The organism is Caulobacter sp. GW821-FHT10E02 (assembly GCF_059415225.1).
Genome location: NZ_JBWKMV010000001.1, coordinates 209,656 through 228,718 on the forward strand (window position 1 = coordinate 209,656; position 19,063 = coordinate 228,718).

The 19,063-nt window shown below is 69.3% G+C and carries 14 protein-coding genes; 9 read left to right on the forward strand and 5 right to left on the reverse strand.

Going from position 1 to position 19,063, the window contains the following annotated elements; all coding sequences use genetic code 11:
* Positions 1–66 precede the first annotated feature (66 nt).
* Positions 67–2,427: a glycoside hydrolase family 31 protein gene (locus tag AC07NI_RS00955; protein ID WP_494614931.1), complete on the forward strand. Its 2,361-nt coding sequence runs from the start codon at positions 67–69 to the stop codon at positions 2,425–2,427.
* Here AC07NI_RS00955 and AC07NI_RS00960 read toward each other — a convergent pair.
* The 3 genes from AC07NI_RS00960 to AC07NI_RS00970 are packed head-to-tail and all read right to left on the reverse strand — an operon-like array spanning position 2,424 to position 5,652.
* Positions 2,424–3,872 carry an FGGY family carbohydrate kinase gene (locus AC07NI_RS00960; RefSeq protein WP_494614932.1) on the reverse strand — a complete coding sequence of 483 codons (1,449 nt, stop codon included), beginning with the start codon at positions 3,870–3,872 and terminating at the stop codon, positions 2,424–2,426. The genes AC07NI_RS00955 and AC07NI_RS00960 overlap by 4 nt on opposite strands.
* The gene (locus tag AC07NI_RS00965) at positions 3,869–4,819 is read right to left on the reverse strand and encodes a transketolase family protein (RefSeq protein WP_494614933.1); all 951 of its coding nucleotides are present in this window, start codon (positions 4,817–4,819) and stop codon (positions 3,869–3,871) included. Before AC07NI_RS00965 ends, AC07NI_RS00960 begins: the two co-directional genes overlap by 4 nt.
* Positions 4,816–5,652 carry a transketolase gene (locus tag AC07NI_RS00970; RefSeq protein WP_494614934.1) on the reverse strand — a complete coding sequence of 279 codons (837 nt, stop codon included), beginning with the start codon at positions 5,650–5,652 and terminating at the stop codon, positions 4,816–4,818. The genes AC07NI_RS00965 and AC07NI_RS00970 overlap by 4 nt, the downstream gene beginning before the upstream one ends.
* A gap of 395 nt (positions 5,653–6,047) precedes the next feature.
* Here AC07NI_RS00970 and AC07NI_RS00975 point away from each other — a divergent pair, with 395 nt between their 5' ends.
* The 7 genes from AC07NI_RS00975 to AC07NI_RS01005 are packed head-to-tail and all read left to right on the forward strand — an operon-like array spanning position 6,048 to position 12,908.
* Positions 6,048–6,680 carry a DUF2291 family protein gene (locus tag AC07NI_RS00975; protein WP_494614935.1) on the forward strand — a complete coding sequence of 211 codons (633 nt, stop codon included), beginning with the start codon at positions 6,048–6,050 and terminating at the stop codon, positions 6,678–6,680.
* Between the two features lie 3 nt (positions 6,681–6,683).
* On the forward strand, positions 6,684–8,183 hold the full coding sequence (locus AC07NI_RS00980) for a sugar ABC transporter ATP-binding protein (protein WP_494614936.1): 1,500 nt from the start codon (positions 6,684–6,686) through the stop codon (positions 8,181–8,183).
* The gene (locus tag AC07NI_RS00985) at positions 8,183–9,217 is read left to right on the forward strand and encodes an ABC transporter permease (RefSeq protein ID WP_494614937.1); all 1,035 of its coding nucleotides are present in this window, start codon (positions 8,183–8,185) and stop codon (positions 9,215–9,217) included. Before AC07NI_RS00980 ends, AC07NI_RS00985 begins: the two co-directional genes overlap by 1 nt.
* A 35-nt stretch (positions 9,218–9,252) precedes the next feature.
* Positions 9,253–10,095, forward strand: a complete 843-nt coding sequence (locus AC07NI_RS00990; protein WP_494614938.1) for a DeoR/GlpR family DNA-binding transcription regulator — start codon at positions 9,253–9,255, stop codon at positions 10,093–10,095.
* 6 nt (positions 10,096–10,101) lie between these two features.
* Complete coding sequence (locus AC07NI_RS00995; protein ID WP_494614939.1) at positions 10,102–11,055, forward strand: D-ribose ABC transporter substrate-binding protein; 954 nt, start codon at positions 10,102–10,104, stop codon at positions 11,053–11,055.
* Between the two features lie 18 nt (positions 11,056–11,073).
* A complete protein-coding gene (locus AC07NI_RS01000) occupies positions 11,074–12,054 on the forward strand; it encodes a sugar phosphate isomerase/epimerase family protein (protein ID WP_494614940.1) in 981 nt (326 codons plus the stop codon).
* Between the two features lie 2 nt (positions 12,055–12,056).
* Complete coding sequence (locus AC07NI_RS01005) at positions 12,057–12,908, forward strand: GntR family transcriptional regulator (RefSeq protein WP_494614941.1); 852 nt, start codon at positions 12,057–12,059, stop codon at positions 12,906–12,908.
* Here the strand turns inward: AC07NI_RS01005 and AC07NI_RS01010 are convergent.
* Positions 12,905–14,203 carry an alpha/beta hydrolase family protein gene (locus AC07NI_RS01010; protein WP_494614942.1) on the reverse strand — a complete coding sequence of 433 codons (1,299 nt, stop codon included), beginning with the start codon at positions 14,201–14,203 and terminating at the stop codon, positions 12,905–12,907. The genes AC07NI_RS01005 and AC07NI_RS01010 overlap by 4 nt on opposite strands.
* Before the next feature lie 99 nt (positions 14,204–14,302).
* Positions 14,303–15,682, reverse strand: a complete 1,380-nt coding sequence (locus AC07NI_RS01015; RefSeq protein ID WP_494614943.1) for a DUF4861 family protein — start codon at positions 15,680–15,682, stop codon at positions 14,303–14,305.
* A gap of 149 nt (positions 15,683–15,831) precedes the next feature.
* On the opposite strand from AC07NI_RS01015, the gene AC07NI_RS01020 reads away from it, so the two are divergent.
* On the forward strand, positions 15,832–19,023 hold the full coding sequence (locus AC07NI_RS01020; protein ID WP_494614946.1) for a glycosyl hydrolase: 3,192 nt from the start codon (positions 15,832–15,834) through the stop codon (positions 19,021–19,023).
* Positions 19,024–19,063 lie beyond the last annotated feature (40 nt).

Here is a 19,063-nt window from a genome sequence, read left to right on the forward strand (position 1 = left end):
GATCCGTCACCCGCGGCGCCGGTTTCCTCCAACCGGCGCCGCATCTGTTTTTGTGCGGAGATGTCCGTGATCCACCGTCTGGCGCTGATGCTTCTGGCCTTGGCCGCTCCTGTCGTTGCGCATGCGAGCGTCGAGGTGAGCCAGGAGCGTGACGTGGTCGTCGTCCGCAACGGCGTCGACGTGATGCGGCTGACGGTCTGCGCCGACGGGGTGGTGCGGGTGACCGCCAGTCCGGACGGCGCGGCCAGCGGTTCATCGCCGAACCAGCCTTGGTTCTCCAAGCCCTGCGCGCCGCAGCCGGTGACCCTGACCGACGCCACCGCGACCGGCACCGGCGTCAACACCGCTGCCGGCGTCGGCACGGCCAAGGCCGTGGCCAAGGTGCTGAAGACCGGCGAGCTGCGGGTTTCGATCTCGCTGTCGGACGGGACCCTGACCTTCCTCGGGCCGAACGACCGCATCCTGCTGCAGGAGATGGGCGAGCGGCCGCGCCTCTATGAACCCACGAGCCTGTCGGACGGCTCGAAGGCCTGGAAGGTCACCGAGCGCTTTCATCCGGCCCTGCGCCAGGGGCTCTATGGGTTGGGCCAGCACCAGTCCGGCCAGTTCAACTACCAGGGCGGCGTCGTGCGCCTGGCCCAGGCCAATACCGACATCGCCCATCCGCTGATGATGTCGACCGAGGGCTTCGGCCTGCTGTGGAACACCGCCGCCGCCTCGACCCTGGACAACCGCTTCCCGACCGAGCTGACCCTGACGGCGGATGTCGGCCAGGCGATCGACTACGTCTTCCTCTACGGGCCCGAGTTCGACCAGGTGGTCGCCAAGTACCGCGGCATGACCGGCGCGGCGCCGCTGTTCCCGCGCTGGACCTACGGCCTCTTCCAGTCGATGGACCGCTATGCCAGCGGCCAGGACCTGCTGGACGTCACCCAGCGCTACCGCGACGGTGACGCGCCGATCGACGTGATCGTGCAGGACTGGCGCTGGTGGAGCCGGATGGGTGATCCAGAGTTCCGGCCCGACGGTTATCCCGATGTCCCCGGCCTCTTGAAGACCCTGCGTGAGCGCCACGTCCACACGATGCTGAGCATGTGGCCGCTGCTGTCCAAGTCGTCGGCGCTCTACAAGCTGATGGCCGAGCGCGGCTGGCTGATCCCCGGCACGGCGCTGTACGACCCGACCAATCCCGAGGCCGCCGATCTCTACTGGTCGCACCTGGGGTCGAAGCTCCTCGACCAAGGCTGGGACTCGTTCTGGCTGGACGGCTCCGAGCCCGAGCTGCACCTGCCGACCATGGCCGAGACCGACCGCACGCTGAACGGCCGCAAGCTGGCGATCGGGCCAGGCGAGCTCTACGGCAACGCCTTCCCGCTGGCCCATGTGGCGGCCGTGTCGGATCGTTGGCGCCAGCAGCGCGACGACAAGCGGGTGTTCATCCTGTCGCGCTCGTCGTTCGCCGGCGTGCAGCGCTACGGCGCAGCCTCGTGGTCGGGCGACATCCTCAACGGCTTCCCGGTGTTCCAGCGCCAGATCCAGGGCGGGCTGAACTTCGCGCTGTCGGGGATGCCGTATTGGACCACCGACATCGGCGGCTACTACGGCGGCGTGCTGGACAACCCGCCGACCGGGTCGGCGACGACCGATCCGGCGTTCCAGGAGCTCTATGTCCGCTGGTACCAGTTCGGCGTCTTCAACCCGCTGTTCCGCACCCACGGCAAGCGCGCCAACGACCGCAACGACCTGTTCGCCTATGGCGACAAGACGCCGATCCTGCTGGACTACGACCGGCTGCGCTATCGGCTCATGCCCTACATCTACGGCCTGGCTTGGCGGGTGACCGACAAGGCCGACACCATCATGCGGCCGCTGGTCATGGACTGGCGGACGGATGAGCGGACCTGGAACATCGGCGACCAGTTCCTGTTTGGGCCGTCGCTGATGGTGGCGCCGGTGACCAATGCGGGGCAGCGCTCGCGGTCGGTGTTCCTGCCGGGGACGGCGGCTTGGTACGACTTCTGGACGGGCAGGAAACTGGCGGGTGGCCAGTGGATCGACGCGGCGGCGCCGCTGGAGAAGATCCCGTTGTTCGCGAAGGCCGGGGCGATCCTGCCGCTGGGCGGGGCGGTGAACTATGCCGACCAGGATCCGCAGGGACCGCTGGAGCTGCGCGTCTACGCCGGCGCGGATGGGGCGTTCGAGCTCTATGACGACGCCGGCGACAGCTACGCCTATGAGCGTGGTGAGCGGGCGGTGACGCCGCTGGCTTGGAGCGATGGGGTGCGGAAGCTGACCATCGGCGCGCGGGTGGGGAGTTTCCCGGGCCTCGTGAACGACCGGACTTTCAAGGTGGTGCTGATTGACGGTGGCCGCGAGCGGGTGAAGACGGTGCGGTACAGTGGAGCTCCGCTCGAGGTGGCGTTCTAGAGCATCGCCCGCCGCAGGGCGTCCTGCCAGCGCGCGACGGTCGCTTCGCGGGCGTCGGTGCTCATCGCCGGCTCGAAGGTCCGTTCCGCCGGTCGCACCGGCGGGGCCTTAATCCCCATCCCCTCGGCCGCCAATCGCGCCGCGCCAAGAGCGCTCAGCTCAGCCGCATCCGCGCGGATCACCGGCCGGTCGATCAAATCCGCGAGCAACTGCATCAGCACGTCGTTGCGCGAGGCGCCGCCGTCGACGTTCAGGGCCGGGAGGTCGCCGTGCAGGTCGGCCTGCATGGCCATGAAGACGTCGTGGATCTGCAGCGCCACGGCCTCCAGCGCCGCGCGGGCCAAGTGGGCCGGCGTCGTGCCGAGGTTCATGCCGCTGACCAAGCCACGGGCCTCGTCGCGCCAGTGCGGGGCGCCCAGGCCGGCCAGGGCCGGCACAAGGGCGACGCCGCCGCTGTCGGGGACGGTGAGGGCGAGATCGGTGAGGGCCAGTTCGTCCCTCAAGCCCAACAGCTTGGTCGCGAACGCCACCGTGTGACCCGAGACCGAGATGTTGCCTTCGAGCGCGTGCAGCGCGCCGCCGGAGCGGCTCCAGGCGATGGTGCTGGACAGGCCGTGGGCCGACCAGATGCGCTCCTTGGTCACCGTCATCAGCGACGAGCCTGTGCCGCAGGTGGCCTTGATGCGGCCGGGGCCGTCCAGGCCGTGGCCGTAGAGCGCGGCGTGGGAGTCGCCCATGGCCGCGTGGATCGGGATGCCAGCGGGCAGGGCGGTCGCGCCGCTTGCGGTCTCGCCGAACAGGCTGTCGGACGGCCGGATCTCCGGCAGCACCGCCAGCGGGATGTCGAACAGCCGCGCCATCTCCGAGTCCCAGGCCAGGGTGGCGAGGTTCATCAGCTGGGTGCGCGAGGCGTTGCTGTGGTCGGTGGCGTGACGCGTGCCGGCGGTCAGGTTCCAGAGCAGCCAGGCGTCGACCGTGCCGGCCTTCAGTTCACCGCGCGCCGCGCGGGCGCGGCCATCCGGCGCCGCATCGAGCAGCCAGGCCAGCTTGCCGGCCGAGAACATCGGATTGAGCGTCAGGCCTGTACGGGCGATGGCGTCGGGCTCGTAGCCCTCGGCCTTCAACGCCTCGCCGCGCGGGGCCGAGCGGCCGCACTGCCAGATCACGCAGGGGCCGACCGGACGGCCGGTGGCGGCGTCCCACAGCACCACGGATTCGCGCTGGTTGGAGAGGCCGATCGCATCGACCGGCAGCCCCATGGCGACGATCTCATCGATCACCCCAGCGACGCTGGCCCAGATATCGTCGGCCGAGGACTCAGCCCAGCCGGGCTGCGGGTAGGTCACCTTGGTCGGGCGGGAGGCCTGGGCCAGGATCTCGCCCTCGGGGCCGACCAGCACCGCCTTGGTGTTGGTGGTGCCCTGGTCGATCGCCAGGATGTTCATTTGGCCAGGAGATCGCGCGCGGCGTCGGCGATGCCGGCGGCGGTCAGACCGTAGTGCTCCATCAGCCACTCGGCCGAGCCGGTCGGCAGGAAGCCGGGGAAGCCCAGGATCCGCATAGGGCAGGGGGCGTTGGTGGCCAGCACCTCGGCCACCGCGCCGCCCAGGCCGCCGCGCACCGAGTGCTCCTCGACCGTGATCACCGCGCCGGTCCTGGCGGCGTCCAGGATGGCGGTTTCGTCGAGCGGGGTCAGGCTGGCCATGTTGATCACCTTGGCCTGCACGCCCTCGGCCGCCAAGAGCTGGGCGGCGGCGAGCGCGCGATGGACCATGGTGCCGTTGGCGATGATGGCGACGTCGCCGCCCTCGCGCAGGGTCTCGGCCTTGCCGATCTGGAAAGCGTCGGCGGTGTGCTTCAGCGCCGGCACCGGCATGCGACTGATGCGGATGAAGACCGGACCGTCCAGGGCGGCGGCGGCCTTGATCGCCTCGCCGGTCTCCCAGGGATCGGACGGCACGATGACGGTCAGGTGCGGGGCCATCGGCCGCAGCCAGGCCAGGTCCTCGATCGAGTGGTGCGTGGGGCCCAGCTCGCCATAGGCGACACCGCTGGAGATGCCGCACAGCTTCACATTGGCCTGCGAGTAGGCGATGTCGGCCTTGATCTGCTCCAGGGCTCGGCCCGTGAGGAAGCACGCCGCGCCGCTGACGAACGGGATCTTGCCGCCATTGGCCAGGCCCGCGCCGACGCCGATCATGTTCTGCTCGGCGATGCCGACATTGATCAGGCGCTCGGGGAACTTCTTGCGGAAGCCGCCCAGCTTGCTGGAGCCGACGCTGTCATTGACCACGGCGACGATGCGCGAGTCGGCCTCGGCCAGGGCCTCAAGCGTGGCGACATAGGCTTCGCGGCAGTCAAACAGGCCTTCGCCCTTTTCGGGATCGTTCACTGAGCCAGCTCCCGCAAGGCTTGAGCATACTGTTCGGGGTTCGGGCAGCCGTGGTGCCAGCCGGCCTGGTTCTCCATGTACGACACGCCCTTGCCCTTCACGGTCGCGGCGATCACGCACAGCGGCTTGTCGCCCTGGGTCTCCAGCGCCGTGATCAAGGCGGCCGGGTCGTGACCGTCGATCTCCAGCACGTCGAAGCCGAAGGCGCGCCACTTGTCGGCCAGGGGCTCTAGGCTGACCGTATCCTCGGTCGGCGCGCCCTGTTGCAGGCGGTTGCGGTCGACGATGACGGTGAGGTTGGAGAGTTTGCGGTGGCCGGCGGTCATCGCCGCTTCCCAGCAGCTGCCTTCCTGCAGTTCGCCGTCGCCGGTCAGGACGAAGACGCGGAAGTCGGCCTTGTCGATCTGGCCGGCGATGGCCGCGCCGACCGCGACGGGCAGGCCGTGGCCCAGCGGGCCGGTGTTGGTCTCCACGCCCGGCAGATAGGTGCGGCTGGGGTGGCCGTTCAGACGCGACAGCGGTTGGAGGTAGGTCGAGAGTTCTTCCTCGGGAAAGAAGCCCGCGCCGGCCAGCACCGAATAGAAGGCCCCGGTGCAGTGGCCCTTGCTCATGATGAAGCGGTCGCGGCCCGGCGCGTTCGGCGTCGCCGCGTCGTAGCGCATGACGTCGAAATAGAGCGCGGCCAGGATATCGGCCGCCGACAGGTCGCCGCCGGGGTGGCCCTGCTTGGCCTCGAAGATCATCTTGAGCGCGCTGCGACGGATCCAGTTGGCGCGCTCGGCCACATGGACGGCGCGTTGCTGGAGGTCACCCTGGCGGTGAGCTGCGTTCATCGTCGGCGTACTCGCTGGTCTTTCTGACGAGGGCGCGAGCACCGCGGAAGAGGCGCGCCGGCTTCGCCGATCGTGCTCGATTCCGCCTGGTTCCAGGCCTCCCTCGACGCGCAAACTAGGCGGCGTGGCTACGGCGTGCAATGCCGAAAGGTGCGATTTTCTTTCGATTTTCTTCGTTTTGAATTTTTCCGGAAGCTGTGAGTGAGGAGCTCCTCACGATTTATCGGGCGACAAGAGGCTGATTTCTCGAGGGAAATATTGTTGCCGGCGTGCGGTGCGTCGCCTTGCTGTCTGGGCGCATTGACACCGAAAATCCCGCATGACAGGTTTCGCTTGAATTCGAAATCATTCGAAAGTGGTGCCGAAAACGGCGCACGGCAGGGGAGGCTTCGGCTTTGCGGCAGGCGAGCGGGATCAGGCGGGCGGTCTTTGCCCTGGCGGTGCTGCTGCCGGCCCTGAGCGCCTGCAAGGTCGTGCCGATCGCCGCCGACCGCGCCGCCCGTGAACGCCAGGCCGGGGCCTTCGACGCTGCCCGCTATGTCGACACCATCTGGGACGTCCAGGCCGCGCCCTATTGGGACAAGCAGGCCAAGCCGCTGGACCAGCTCACCGCCGAGATCGCCAAGGACCTCGACGCCGCCGGCGGCCGCAAGGCCGGGGACGGCTCGCCTTGGACCTTCGTGGCGCAGGGCGAGGGCAAGGTGGTGGATGTGAAGACGCAGGCCCGCGCTGGCGTCGTGACCGTCCAGGCCGGTGCGCAACAAGTCGACGTGCTGGTCGGCCCGGTCGTCTCGGGCTCGGCCCTGCGCGACAGCCTGCCGTTCGTGACATTCAACGACTTCGCCAACCAGATCGCCTATGCCGAGGTCGGCGGCGCGCTGACCAAGCGGGCCCTGCGCCAGGCGCGTCCCGTGGCCGAGGGCTTGAAGCCTGGCGACAGCGTCCGCTTCCAGGGCGTGTTCCAGGTCGCCAAGGCCGATGACCGCGTGGCCCTGACCCCCATCCGCCTCGAGCGCGTGGGAGGCTAGGGCGTGCTGCGCGCGGAGAAGATCGGCAAGACCTATGGCGGCGTGGTCGCCCTGGACGGCGTCGACTTCGACGTCCGGGCCGGCGCGGTCAATGTGCTGATCGGCGAGAACGGCGCGGGCAAGTCGACCCTGATGAAGATCCTGGCCGGGGTCGAGCAACCGACCTCCGGACGCCTGCTGCTGGATGGCGCGCCGGTGCGCTTCGCCTCGATCCGCGAGGCCGCCGCGGCCGGCGTCGGCATCGTCTTCCAGGAGCTGAACCTCTGCCCGAACCTGACGGTGACGCAGAACATCTTCCTGGGTCGCGACCTGACCGGCGTGCTGGGCGTCGCCGACCACGCGGCTGAGAAGGCGAAGGCTAGTCAGGTGCTCTCGCGCCTAGCCCACGCCATCGATCCCGACGCCCTGGTCAGCGACCTGCGGGTCGGCGAGCAGCAGATCGTCGAGATCGCCAAGGCCCTGGTCGAGGACGCCCGGGTGCTGATCCTGGACGAGCCGACCTCGGCCCTCAGCGCCGCCGAGGTCGAGGTCTTGTTCGAGGTCATCGCCGAGCTGAAGCGGGCCGGGGTGGCGGTGATCTACATCTCCCACCGGCTGGAAGAGCTGATGCGGATCGGCGACTTCGTCACGGTGCTGCGCGACGGCCGCCTGGTGGCGAGCAAGCAGGCGTCCGAGGTCTCGGTCGCCTGGATCATCGACCAGATGCTGGGCGACAAGGCCCGCCAACGGCCACGCGGCGGCACGGGCAAGGCCGGGGCCGTGGTGCTGTCGGCCCGTGACATCGCCCTGCCGCGTCGCGGAGGCGGCTTCCTGGTCGATCACGTCAGCGCCGACTTCCGGGCCGGTGAGGTCACCGCGATCTACGGCCTGCTAGGCTCGGGGCGCACCGAGCTGCTGGAAAGCCTGTGCGGCGCGCGCAACGCGTCCGGGACGGTGATCCTGAACGGCGAGGACGTCTCGGCGCTGAGCCTGGCCGACCGCTGCCGCCGGCGCCTGCGCTTCGTGCCCGAGGACCGCCAGCGCGACGGCCTGTTCCACAATCTCTCGGTCGGGGGAAACCTCGGCCTGTCCAGCCTGCTGGCCTTCGTGACCGGCGGGGTGATCGGCGACCAGCGCGAGCGCTCGGCCGTCGCCGACATGATGGCCCGCCTGGGCGTCAAGGCGTCCGGCGCCGAGGCGGCGATCGGCTCTCTGTCGGGCGGCAACCAGCAGAAGGTGGTGATCGGGCGCGGCCTGATGACCGATCCGCTGGTCATGCTGCTGGACGAGCCCAGCCGGGGCGTCGACATCGGCGCGCGCGGCGAGGTGTTCGACACCATGCGCGCCCTGGCCGACCAGGGCCTGGCCGTCGTCTTCGCCACCTCCGACCTGCTGGAAGCCCAGGCCGTCGCCGACCGCGTGCTGGTGCTGGCCGCCGGCCGCCTGACCGCCGACCTCACGCTCGAACAGGCCACCGAAGCCGCCCTGGTGGCCGCCTCGAACGCCATGGAGACCGCCGCGTAATGGCGACCGCACCTTCCGTTCCGTCCACGGGCGTCAGCCTCGTTGCCCTGCTGCTGAAGCTGCGCGCCCTGATCGCTCTGGCCGTGGTCGTGGCTTTCTTCTCGGTCATGGCCCCCAACTTCCTGTCGGCCTCGAACTTCCTGATCATGTTCAAGCACGTGGCGATCACGGCGATCCTGGCGATCGGCATGACCTATGTGATCCTGACCGGCGGCATCGACCTGTCGGTCGGCTCGATCGCCGGCCTGGGCGGCATGGTCGCTGGGGCCCTGATCCTGAACGGCGTGACGCTGCAGCCGCTGGGCGTGGTGGTCTATCCCAGCGTGCCGCTGGTGATCGCCATCGTGCTGGTGCTGGGCGGGATCGCGGGCCTGTTCAATGGCGTGCTGGTGGCGCGCTTCCGGGTGGCCCCGTTTATCGCCACCCTGGGCATGCTCTACGTCGCGCGAGGCGCGGCCATGCTGCTGTCGAACGGCGCGACCTTCCCGAACCTGGTCGGCCGCTCGGACCTCGCCAACGAAGGCTTCCCGCTGCTGGGCTCGGCCGCGATCCTGGGCCTGCCGGTGACGGTGATCCTGCTGGCGGTCATCGCCGTGGTCGCCGCCTTCGTCGCCAAGGACACCCCGTTCGGCCGCCGGGTCTACGCCGTCGGCGGCAACGAGCGCGCGGCCCTGCTATCGGGTGTCCGCGTCGATCGGGTGAAGATCGCCGTCTATGTGATCTCCGGCGTCTGTGCGGCGCTCGTGGGCCTGATCGTCTCCTCCGAGCTGGTGGCGGCGCACCCCGCCAGCGGCGAGACCTTCGAGCTGTCGGCCATCGCGGCCGTCGTCCTGGGCGGCGCCTCGCTGTCGGGCGGACGCGGCACGGTCGGCGGCGCGCTGATCGGCGCCTGCGTGATCGGCGTGCTGGGCGATGGCCTGGTGATGATGGGCGTCAGCGAGTTCTGGCAGATGGTCATCAAAGGACTTGTGATCATCGCCGCGGTCGTGCTCGACCAGCTGCAAGGACGTCTCACGGCATCGGGCAGGGCCTGACCGTGGACGCCGTCTCGCAGAGGAGCAAGAAAGCCATGGCCAAGTCGGGTCAAAAGAGCGCGCCCGTCCCGGGGTCGGCCCGCCAGCGCGCCATCGCCGCCGCCGGCTCGGGCCTGCTGGCAGAGCCGCGCCGCATGAAGATCCTGGAGTGGCTGCAGGAAGAGGGCAGCGCCCGCGTGCGCGAGCTGTCCGAGGCCTTCGGCGTCTCCGAGCCGACCATCCGCCAGGACCTGGAGAAGCTGGAAGCCGAGGGCCACATCACCCGCGAGCACGGCGGCGCCTTCCTGCGCTCGGTGCCCCAGCAGGTGCGCGACATGGCCCTGCAGCACCGGGTCAACATGGAGGCCAAGCGCCGGATCGGCCGCCTGGCCGCCTCGCTGGTCACCGACGGCCAGACGATCATCCTCGATAGCGGCTCGACCACCACCGAGGTGGCCCTGAACCTCTTGGAGCGGCAGAACCTCAACGTCGTCACCAACGCGCTGAACATCGCCCTGACCCTGGGGGCGCTGCCGTCGTGCACGGTCCACATGCCGGGCGGCCAGTTCAAGGCCCCGACCCTGTCGCTGAGCGGCGAGCGTTCGGCTGCCTATTTCGAGGGCCTCTATGCCGAGACCTGCTTCCTGGCCACGGGGGCGGTCTCGCTGGAAGCCGGCCTGACCTATCCGTCGCTGGCCGACCTGCCGATCAAGAAGGCGATGATCGCGGCGGCCTCGCACGTCTGCCTGGTGGCGGACTCCACCAAGATCGGCCGGACCTCGTTCTCGTCGCTCGGGGGCGGGGTCGAGATCGTCCACACCCTGATCACCGACGACGGCCTGCGCGACGAGGACCGCAAGGCCTTCGAGGCGCGCGGTATCCGCGTGCTGGTCGCCTAGGAGCCCATGATGAAGCGCAGCCACCTGATCCTCGCCCTCGCCGCCGTCGTCGCGGTCGTGCTGGCGGTCGCGTGGCTGGCGCCCAAGGGCCGTTCGAACCTGATCGTCATCATCACCCCGTCGATGGACAATCCGTTCTTCGGCCAGGAAGCGGCGGGGGCGGAAGCGCGCGCCAAGGCCCTGGGCTACGAGACCCTGAAGTTCTCGCACGATGACGACGCCTACAAGCAGAGCCAGCTGATCGACACGGCCATCGCCCGCAACGCCGCGGCGATCATCCTCGACAACGCCGGCTCCGACGCCAGCGCCGCGGCGATCGGCAAGGCCAAGGCGGCGGGCGTGCCGGTGTTCCTGATCGATCGCGAGATCAATGTGCGCGGGATCGCCACCGCCCAGATCGTCTCCAACAACTTCCAGGGCGCGGCCTTGGGCGCCGAGGCCTTCGTCCAGGCGATGGGCGAGAAGGGCGGTTACGTCGAGCTGGTCGGCAAGGAGAGCGACACCAACGCCGCCATCCGCTCGCGCGGCTTCCACGAGGTCATCGACCAATATCCGGACCTGAAGCTGATCGGCCGCCAGTCGGCCAACTGGAGCCAGTCCGAGGCCTTCGCCAAGACCCAGTCGATCCTGCAGGCCCATCCCGAGGTGAAGGGGATCATCGCCGGCAACGACACCATGGCCATGGGCGCGGTGGCGGCCCTGGAGAGCGCCGGGCGCGGCGATGTGGTGGTGGTCGGCTTCGACGGCTCCAACGACGCCCGCGACGCGATCCTGGCCGGGAAACTGAAGGCCACCGTGCTGCAGCCGGCCTTCCGCCAGGCGCAGTACGCCGTCGAGCTGGCCGACCGCTTCCTGAAGACCGGCAAGACCGGCCAGCCGGAGAAGCAGCTGATGGACTGCTTCCTGGTCACCGCCGCGAACGCCGGCGACCTGAACAACTTCAATCTCAACCGTCGTTAGTTTCTGGAGTACGCGCTCATGAGCAAGCTGAAGTTCGGAGCCGGCATCTGGCACTTCGCCACCTATGTCGACCGCTACGCCACCGACGGTTACGGCCCGCCGGTCAGCCTGATCGAGGCGATCGACAAGGCCGGCCAGGTGGGCGACCTGTCGGTCGTCGACCTGAACTACCCGTTCGTCGATCCGAACCTGTCGCTGGACGCGGTCGAGGTGGCGCTGAAGCGCAACAACCTCGGGGTCATCGGCATCACGCCCGAGATCTATACCCGCCAGTTCTCCAAGGGCGCCTTCACCAATCCCGATCCGGGCGTGCGCCGCCTGGCCAATGAGATGTGCAACGACGCGGCCAAGGTCGTCCGCCGCTTCGGCGCCGACTACGTCAAGCTGTGGCCGGGCCAGGACGGCTGGGACTATCCGTTTCAGGTCGACCACGGGAAGCTGTGGCGAATGTCGATGGACGGCGTCGGCGAGCTGGCCAGCCAGAACCCCGACCTGAAGTTCGTCATCGAGTACAAGCCGCGCGAGCCGCGCAACCACATGAGCTTCGACTCGGTGGCTCGCACCCTGCTGGGCATCGAGAAGATCGGCCTGCCCAACATCGGCATCCTGCTCGACTTCGGCCACTCCCTCTACGGCGGCGAGTCGCCGGCCGACGCGGCCCAGCTGGCCATCGACCACGGCCGCCTGTTCGGCATGGACGTCAACGACAACCTGCGCAGCTGGGACGACGACATGGTCGCCGGCTCGGTCCACCCGATGGAGCTATTCGAGTTCTTCTACGTCCTGCGCAAGAACAAGTGGGAAGGCGTCTGGCAGCTGGACCAGTTCCCGTTCCGCGAGGACAGCGTCACGGCCGCCAAGCTGGCCATCGACTTCCTGAAGGTCATCGACCGGGCGCTGGACAAGCTGGACTTCGACGCCATGCAGGCCGCCCAGGATCGCCAGGACGCCCTGGAAGCCCAGCGCCTGGCCCGCGCGGCGCTGTTCTCGTCGTACTGACCATGGGGCGGCGGTCGCTCAAGCTGCGGATCCCGGGCGGCGCCGAACGGCGTCCGGCCCGGCCGCGCGGCGGTGAGCGACCGGCCTTCCACCGCGCCCGAGGGCTGGTCGAAATCCATTATCTGGACTTCGAACCGGCCTTGCTCCAGTTTCCGGGCATGGCGCTTCGCAAGACCGACGAAGGGCTGGTCGAAGCGCCGATCGTCAAGCGCAAGCTCTCCGACCACGTCCTCGACCGCCTCAAGGCGATGATCACCTCGGGCGAGTGCGCGCCGGGGCAGGCGCTGCCGTCCGAGCGCGAGCTGATGGTCCGCTACGGCGTCGGCCGTCCGGCCATCCGCGAGGCCATGCAGACCCTGGCCACCCAAGGCCTGATCACCATCAAGCACGGCGAGCGCGCCCGCGTGCGGCCGCTGACCGCCAAGTCGGCCGTCGGCCAGTTGGACCTCGTCGCCCAGCTGATGCTGTCGGCCTCGCCGAACATGGTCGAGAACCTGAAGGAAGCCCGCCGCTTCTTCGAACGCGGCATGGTGCGCGAGGCGGCCGTGAAGGCCGAGGCGGCGGACCTTGAACAGCTGGAGCTCCTGGTCGAGCAGCAACGCGCCGCCATCGACGACGCCGAGGCCTTCGCCGCCCTGGACCGCGCCTTCCACGGCAAGCTCGCCGCCATCTCGCGCAACGCCATTTTCGACGCCGTTGCCGAGGCCATGCTGGGCTGGCTGCCGGTTAATGCCGATGAGGCGGCTGAGCATCGCGGCAAACTGGTCGCGGAATATGCGCTGGTCGTCGAGCGCCTGCAGGCCCGCGACCCCGACGGCGCCGAGGCCGCTCTGCTGCGGTCGCTGGACCTTTAGTCCGGCATAACCACGAAGTTTCCGGCGCCTGGAAGCTTCCCGTCCTTGATCCATGCAGCGGTGATGTCGAACAGCTTCGCGGCGTAGACACTCGTCGTCCCTTTGCGCTCGATCAGCCCGTGGTCGGCCTTCGGGAACACCACGACGCCGAGGTCCGGTCGCTTGAGTTGGACCTCCCTCAGAATGGCCTGAGTGCCCGCGTTCGGCGCCTGATGGTCGCTGCCGCCCAGCAGCCAGAGCTGGCGCGGCTTGATCGTCTCGATCACCGGGCGTGGCTCGTACGTGAAGCTCAAGCCCTGCGACGCGGCCGGCCCGCCGGCCATGGCGTCGGCGCTGGACATTGTCAGCAGGATGCCCGTGTACGAGCGCGGCTGGATGGCCTTCAGCCAGGGCTCGCTGGCGTGCTGCGCCCGGAAGGCGTCAAGGTCCGGAAAGCCGTCGCGGAAGTTCGAGCGCACGACCCGTTCGGTCAGTGCGGTCAGCGCCCTGGCCTTGGCGAGATCATCATCTTTGAAGCCCGCCTGGCGCAGCTGGTCCTCGACAACCTGGCGGTCCTGGGCGATCGGACCCTCGGCCATGGCGAAGGCGGGGATGACGAAGTCCAGCGGCGTCAGCGTCGCCGTCAGGGGCGCGACCCAGCCGCCCTGGCTGCCGCCGATCACCCCGACCTTGCGCACGCTCGTGGCAAGGCGTCGGGCCTCCTTGACCGCTGCGGCCGTGTCCTGCGCCCGCACGTGGAAGTCGGCCGACAGGGCGCCTGCGGACGCGCCGGTCCCGCGCTTGTCGTAGACGAAGACCGCCACGCCCCGCCGCGCCAGTTCGTACTGCCAGACGGCGTCGTCCGTGGAGGGGTCGTTGTTCGAGCCGTCGATCCAGACCGCCAGGGTCTTGGCGCCCGGCGGCATGACCAGCTTGCCGTGGAGGGCGATGCCGTCGCTGGCGAAGGTCGTTTCGGTCTCGGCCAAGGGTAGGCGATCGCCTTGCTCCGCCACCTCGCCCCGCGTCAGCTTCAGGCGGCCGGCGGCGCAGGGCTCGAAGGCGATCGTGAGCGGGCCAGCGGCATAGGCGCCATCCGCGTCTTCCCGAAGCCGGCCGAACTCGCCGGTCGAGAGCGTGTAGCGCAGATTTCGCGGATGACCGTCCTGGCCGGTGATGGACACGAACCGTCCGGCCGGCAGGGCATAGGCGCCCAGCCGACAGCGCAGGGCCGGGGCCAGTCGGGTCTGCGGAACGGCGTCGAGCTGAGGAGAAGCGGCAAGCGCGGCAGCGAGGGCTGCGGCGAGGAACATGAACATGGACGGTCTCGGCGTTGTCGGGCCGCCTGGATCGCCGGCCAGCCGCCGCTCCGCCAGCGTCACTTCGCGAACGGCGCCGCGCTTGCGCGAACCGTGGGCCTAGCGCTTTTCCGCCACCACGCTGCTGACCCGCACCGGCGAATTGTACTCGCGCGCGGACTTGATCACGTAGGCCTTGAAGGCGTCGGCGGTCTTTAAGGTCGGGCCTTCGCTCCAGGCGGCGGCGATCATGTATTCGAACTGGTTGTCCTTGGTCGGAGCCACCTTGAAGAGGTGGTTGCCTTGGCGATCGCCGCCAAACACGTATTTCGGCTTGTAGGCGTCGCGCACGACCAGGGCCGAGCCGGCATAGTCGATGCGCAGGCCGTTTTGCACGGCCTCCTTGTCGTCGGGATTGCGCACCAGCTCGCTGCCGCCGGTGATGACCACGCCGCCCTGCTGGTAGGCGATCTGCTCGGGGGCGTGCTTGCGGATCCCCGCCGCCCAGGCCGCGCCCTTGGCCTTCGGGGCGAACGTCTTGAAGGTCACGCGGGCGGTCGAATAGTTCTGGCCGGCATAGGCGGTGTAGAGCTGCTCGACGTCGTAGCGGCCCCGGCCGCTGTCCCAGTTCATCGTCTTGACGCGGATCATGCTGCGCAGGGGGCCGTTGGTCACGACCTCGAAGGCGTAGCGGGTGTCGGTCAGGCCGTTGCCATTGAAGCGGTGCTCCTGGTCGGCCTGGGGCGTGAAGCGCGGGCGCGAGACGACGTCGGGCTTGGCCGGATCGTCGAAGACACCGATGCCGCCGCCGCCGAAGCTGTCGTCCACCGACATGATGTCCGAGCCCATCTTCGGGTCGATCCGCGATACCGCGTAGCCGTCCAGGTTCTCGCCATAGAGGCGCGGCGACATCAGCATCGGCGCGCGCTTGCCGTAGACGTCGGCGTCAGTCGGGAACCACAGCTTCCAGCCGACCGCCTCGGACTCCCAGAAGGGCACGGTGTGGCGCATGTAGCTGCCGATGCCGGCGTGGGTGCGGTGCGGGTTCCAGCCGCGCTGCTGGAAGCCGCGATAGATGTAGAGCGTCTTGGTCTGGTGGGCTTTGAGGTCGACCTGCAGGAAGAGTTCGTCCCACAGGCCGTCGGCGTCCAGGTCGTCCAGCTGGTAGTCGACGGCGCGGCCGTTGGCCTCGACCAGATGGCCGTGCGGGCCGTCCTGGGCCTGGCGCTCGTGGTCGGGGGCAGGGCGGGGCGTCCCGTCCGGATCGACCAGGGTGACGGTCAGGGCCTGAGCGCCGCGCAGCATCGGCAGCTGGGCCGGGGTCAGCACCACGGGGCTGCCCACGCGATCCTCGTCGAGGTCGTTGGTGACCTGGATGGCGATGCGCTCGGTGGGGGCGAAGGCGCCTTGGGTGTACCAGGGACGATCGGCGGCGTGAGCCGCGCCGGCCAGGGAAAACGCAAGCGCCGGAACGGCGAACAGGCGGTGGTCGATACGCATGGAAAGGCCTCCCTGGCTTTGCGCCATCAAAGGCGACGCCGTAGGGGAAGGCAAGCTGATATACTCATCATACCAGCTTTGAATTTCGGCCTTGGACGTTATTGTGCGGGCGGCCGCTTCGGAGCGCCAGCCACTAAGGGAGAAGCGGCGTGAACAAACGCCCGGTCGCGCTCGGTTTGATCCTGGCCCTGAGCGTCAGCCACTTGGCTTTCGCCGCTGACGCCCTCCGCGACGGCTTTGTCTCCCCGCCCGCCGAGGCGCGGCCGCAGGTCTTCTGGCAGTGGATCAACGGCAACGTCACGCAAGAGGGCGTCCACCTCGATCTGGAATGGATGAAGCGCGCCGGGATCGGCGGTTCGATCCTGTTCGACATCGGCTTCGGCTCGCCGCCGATCCCGCAATATGTCGACAAGCGCGTCGGCTACGGCACGCCCGAATGGAAGGCGGCGGTGCGCTACGCGGCGGCCGAGTCCAAGCGCCTGGGACTGCAGTTCGGCATGCAGGCCGGCGGCGGCTGGAGCGAGACCGGCGGCCCTTGGGTGAAACCCGAAGAGGCGATGAAGAAGCTGGTCTGGAGCGAGACCGTCGTCGTCCGCACCCAGCCGCTCGTCCTGACGCCCCCGCCGAGCGTCAGCGGCCCGTTCCAGGATTTGCCAATCACCGCCCGCTTCGCCGAGCCGAGGCTCTATCAGGACGTGGCGGTGGTGGCCTGGCGCGAGAACGAGCGCTATGTCTTCCCGGCCAGCTTCGACTCCAGCGAACCGGTCGACTTCGCCCGCCTGACCGACCGGGCCTATGCCGAGCCGGCCCTACGGTTCCTCAACGGCGGCGGCTGGCTGACCTTGACCTACGCAGAGCCCATGACCTTCCGCGCGGTGACCGTCGCCGTGGATGGCGCGATGCCCGAAGGCGTGATCGAGGCCAGCGACGACGGGGTCGCCTTCCGCACCCTGGCGACTCTGCCGGGCGACGTGCGCCAGGGCCTGCCGGTTCGCACCTTCGCCTTCCCGAAGGCGACCGCCAAGGTCTTCCGCCTGCGCCTGGCCAAGGACGCCAAGCCCGTGGCCCTGACCGAGTTCTCGCTCCACGCCGATCCCCGCGTCGACCGCTTCCAGGAGAAGGCGGGGTGGGGCGTGCTGACCGACGCCTGGGACGTCCCGACCCCGACGACCGACGGCGCCATCTCGCCCGAAAACGTGGTGGACCTGACCGGACGGATGAAGCCCGACGGGACCCTGGACTGGACGCCGCCGACCGTCGGTCTCTGGCGCGTCGCCCGCTACGGCTGGTCGCTGACCGGCCGCCGCGACACCCCGGCCGCCGCCGAGAGCCTGGGCCTGGAGGTCGACAAGCTGAACGCCGACCACGTCCGCGCCCATATGCGGGGCCTGCTCGATCCGTTGAAGGCCGAGCTGGGCGACCTCTACGGCAAGGACGGCCTGAGCTTCGTCATCACCGACAGCTGGGAGGTCGGGCAGCAGAACTGGACCGAGGCCATGGCCGCCGAGTTCCAGACCCGGCGCGGCTACGCCCTGACGCCGTGGCTGCCGGTGCTGGCGGGCAGGGTGGTGCAGAGCGCCGAGGCCTCCGACCGCTTCCTGGCTGACTATCGTCGCACGATCGCCGACCTGCTGACCGAGCACCACTTCGCCGAAATCACCAAAATCCTCCACGCCGAGGGCCTGCGCTACGACGCCGAGGCGCCGGGCGTCGATTTGCCGACCATCGCCGACGGCCTGCAGGCCAAGGGCCGGGTCGACGTGCCCATGGGCGAGTTCTGGGTCTATCCGGAGGGCAAGCCGCCTCCGCCCGCGCACCTGGCCGACGTCCGCGAGGCCGCCTCGGCCGCCCACGTCTATGGCAAGCCATTGGTCGGAGCCGAGGCCCTGACCACTATGGGCGAGGACCCCTGGCGCACCGGCCCCTGGCAGCACAAGCGCATCGTCGACCGCTTCATGGCCGAGGGCATCAACCACTTCGTCCTGCACACCTCGGCCCACCAGCCCTTCACCGACCGCAAGCCGGGCATGACCCTGCGCCAGTACGGCCAGCACCTGTCGCGCAACGAGACCTGGGCCGAGGGCGAGATGCGGGCCTGGACCGACTATCTGGCCCGCAGCGGCTGGATGCTGCGCCAGGGCCGACCGGGCGCCGACATCGCCTACTTCCAGGGCGAGGGCGCGGCGACGGGGCTTCCGTATATCGAGGGCGGCAAGCCGAACCTGCCGGCGGGCTGGGACTTTGACTATCTCGACGCCGAGAGCCTGGTCCAGCGGATGACCGTCAAGGACGGCCGCCTGGTCCTGCCGTCGGGCGCGAGCTACGCGGCCCTGGTCATCCCGGCGCGGGTCGAGCGGATGAGCCTGCCGGTGCTGAAGGCGCTGGACGCCCTGGTCTCGGCCGGCGGCCTGGTCATCGGCGTACGCCCCAAGGCCTCGCCGACCCTGACCGGCGGCCCCACAGCCGAGTTCGAGTGGAAGCTCCTGGCCGACAAGCTGTGGAGCGGTCCGATCCACACGGGATCGGTCGAGGCCGCCCTGGCCCCGCGCAGTCCGCCGGCGGTCACCGGCGCGGGTTCCGACCTCGTCTGGACCCGCCGGGTGCTCGATGACGGCGAGGTCTATTTCGTCGCCAACACCAGCGACTGTCCGCTGAAGATCGCGCCGTCGTTCCGCATCGTTGGCAAAGCGCCCGAGCTGTGGCGCGCCGATACGGGGCAGGGGGAAGCTGCGGCGTTCCTCCAGCGCGACGGCCGCACCGAGGTTCCGCTGGAACTGGCGCCCTACGACGCCGTGTTCGTGGTCTTCCGGACGCCGACCGCCGAAGTCTCGCGCTCGACGCCGGTAACGACGTCCACCGCCCTCAAGACCCTCGACGGGCCCTGGACCGTGAAGTTCGAGCCGGGCTGGGGCGCGCCGGCCAGTGTGACCTTACCGAGCCTCGCCTCGTGGACAGACAACGCCGATCCGGGCGTGCGCTACTATTCCGGCGCGGCGACCTACGAGAAGACGATCGAGGTTCCGCGCGCCTGGCTGAAGGGCCGTGTCCGGCTCGACCTCGGCGCGGTGCATGAGTTCGCCACCGTCACCCTGAATGGCAAGACCCTGCCCGTGCAGTGGAAGCCGCCCTACGCGGTGGACGTCACCGACGCCCTCAAGCCGGGCCGCAACAGCTTGAGCATCCGCGTCGTCAACTTCTGGGCCAACCGGATGATCGGCGACCTGCAGCCGGGCGCGCACCGCTACACCTTCGCGCCGATCCAGCCCTTCAAGGCCGATGACCCGCTGTCGCCGTCGGGCCTGCTGGGACCGGTGACGCTGCGACGCGCATCGAGCCGATAGACGCTGGGCGCGTCGTCTCTAAGCGGTTTGAATTTTTGGG

What these genes read in the sequence shown, in the direction of transcription:
- AC07NI_RS00960 (WP_494614932.1), bottom strand. Translation starts at nt 3,872, where the DNA reads ATGAACATCCTGGCGATCGACCAGGGCACCACCAACACCAAGGCGGTG.
- AC07NI_RS00970 (WP_494614934.1), bottom strand. Translation starts at nt 5,652, where the DNA reads ATGAACGCAGCTCACCGCCAGGGTGACCTCCAGCAACGCGCCGTCCAT.
- AC07NI_RS00985 (WP_494614937.1), top strand. Translation starts at nt 8,183, where the DNA reads ATGGCGACCGCACCTTCCGTTCCGTCCACGGGCGTCAGCCTCGTTGCC.
- AC07NI_RS00990 (WP_494614938.1), top strand. Translation starts at nt 9,253, where the DNA reads ATGGCCAAGTCGGGTCAAAAGAGCGCGCCCGTCCCGGGGTCGGCCCGC.
- AC07NI_RS00995 (WP_494614939.1), top strand. Translation starts at nt 10,102, where the DNA reads ATGATGAAGCGCAGCCACCTGATCCTCGCCCTCGCCGCCGTCGTCGCG.
- AC07NI_RS01000 (WP_494614940.1), top strand. Translation starts at nt 11,074, where the DNA reads ATGAGCAAGCTGAAGTTCGGAGCCGGCATCTGGCACTTCGCCACCTAT.
- AC07NI_RS01005 (WP_494614941.1), top strand. Translation starts at nt 12,057, where the DNA reads ATGGGGCGGCGGTCGCTCAAGCTGCGGATCCCGGGCGGCGCCGAACGG.
- AC07NI_RS01010 (WP_494614942.1), bottom strand. Translation starts at nt 14,203, where the DNA reads ATGTTCATGTTCCTCGCCGCAGCCCTCGCTGCCGCGCTTGCCGCTTCT.
- AC07NI_RS01015 (WP_494614943.1), bottom strand. Translation starts at nt 15,682, where the DNA reads ATGCGTATCGACCACCGCCTGTTCGCCGTTCCGGCGCTTGCGTTTTCC.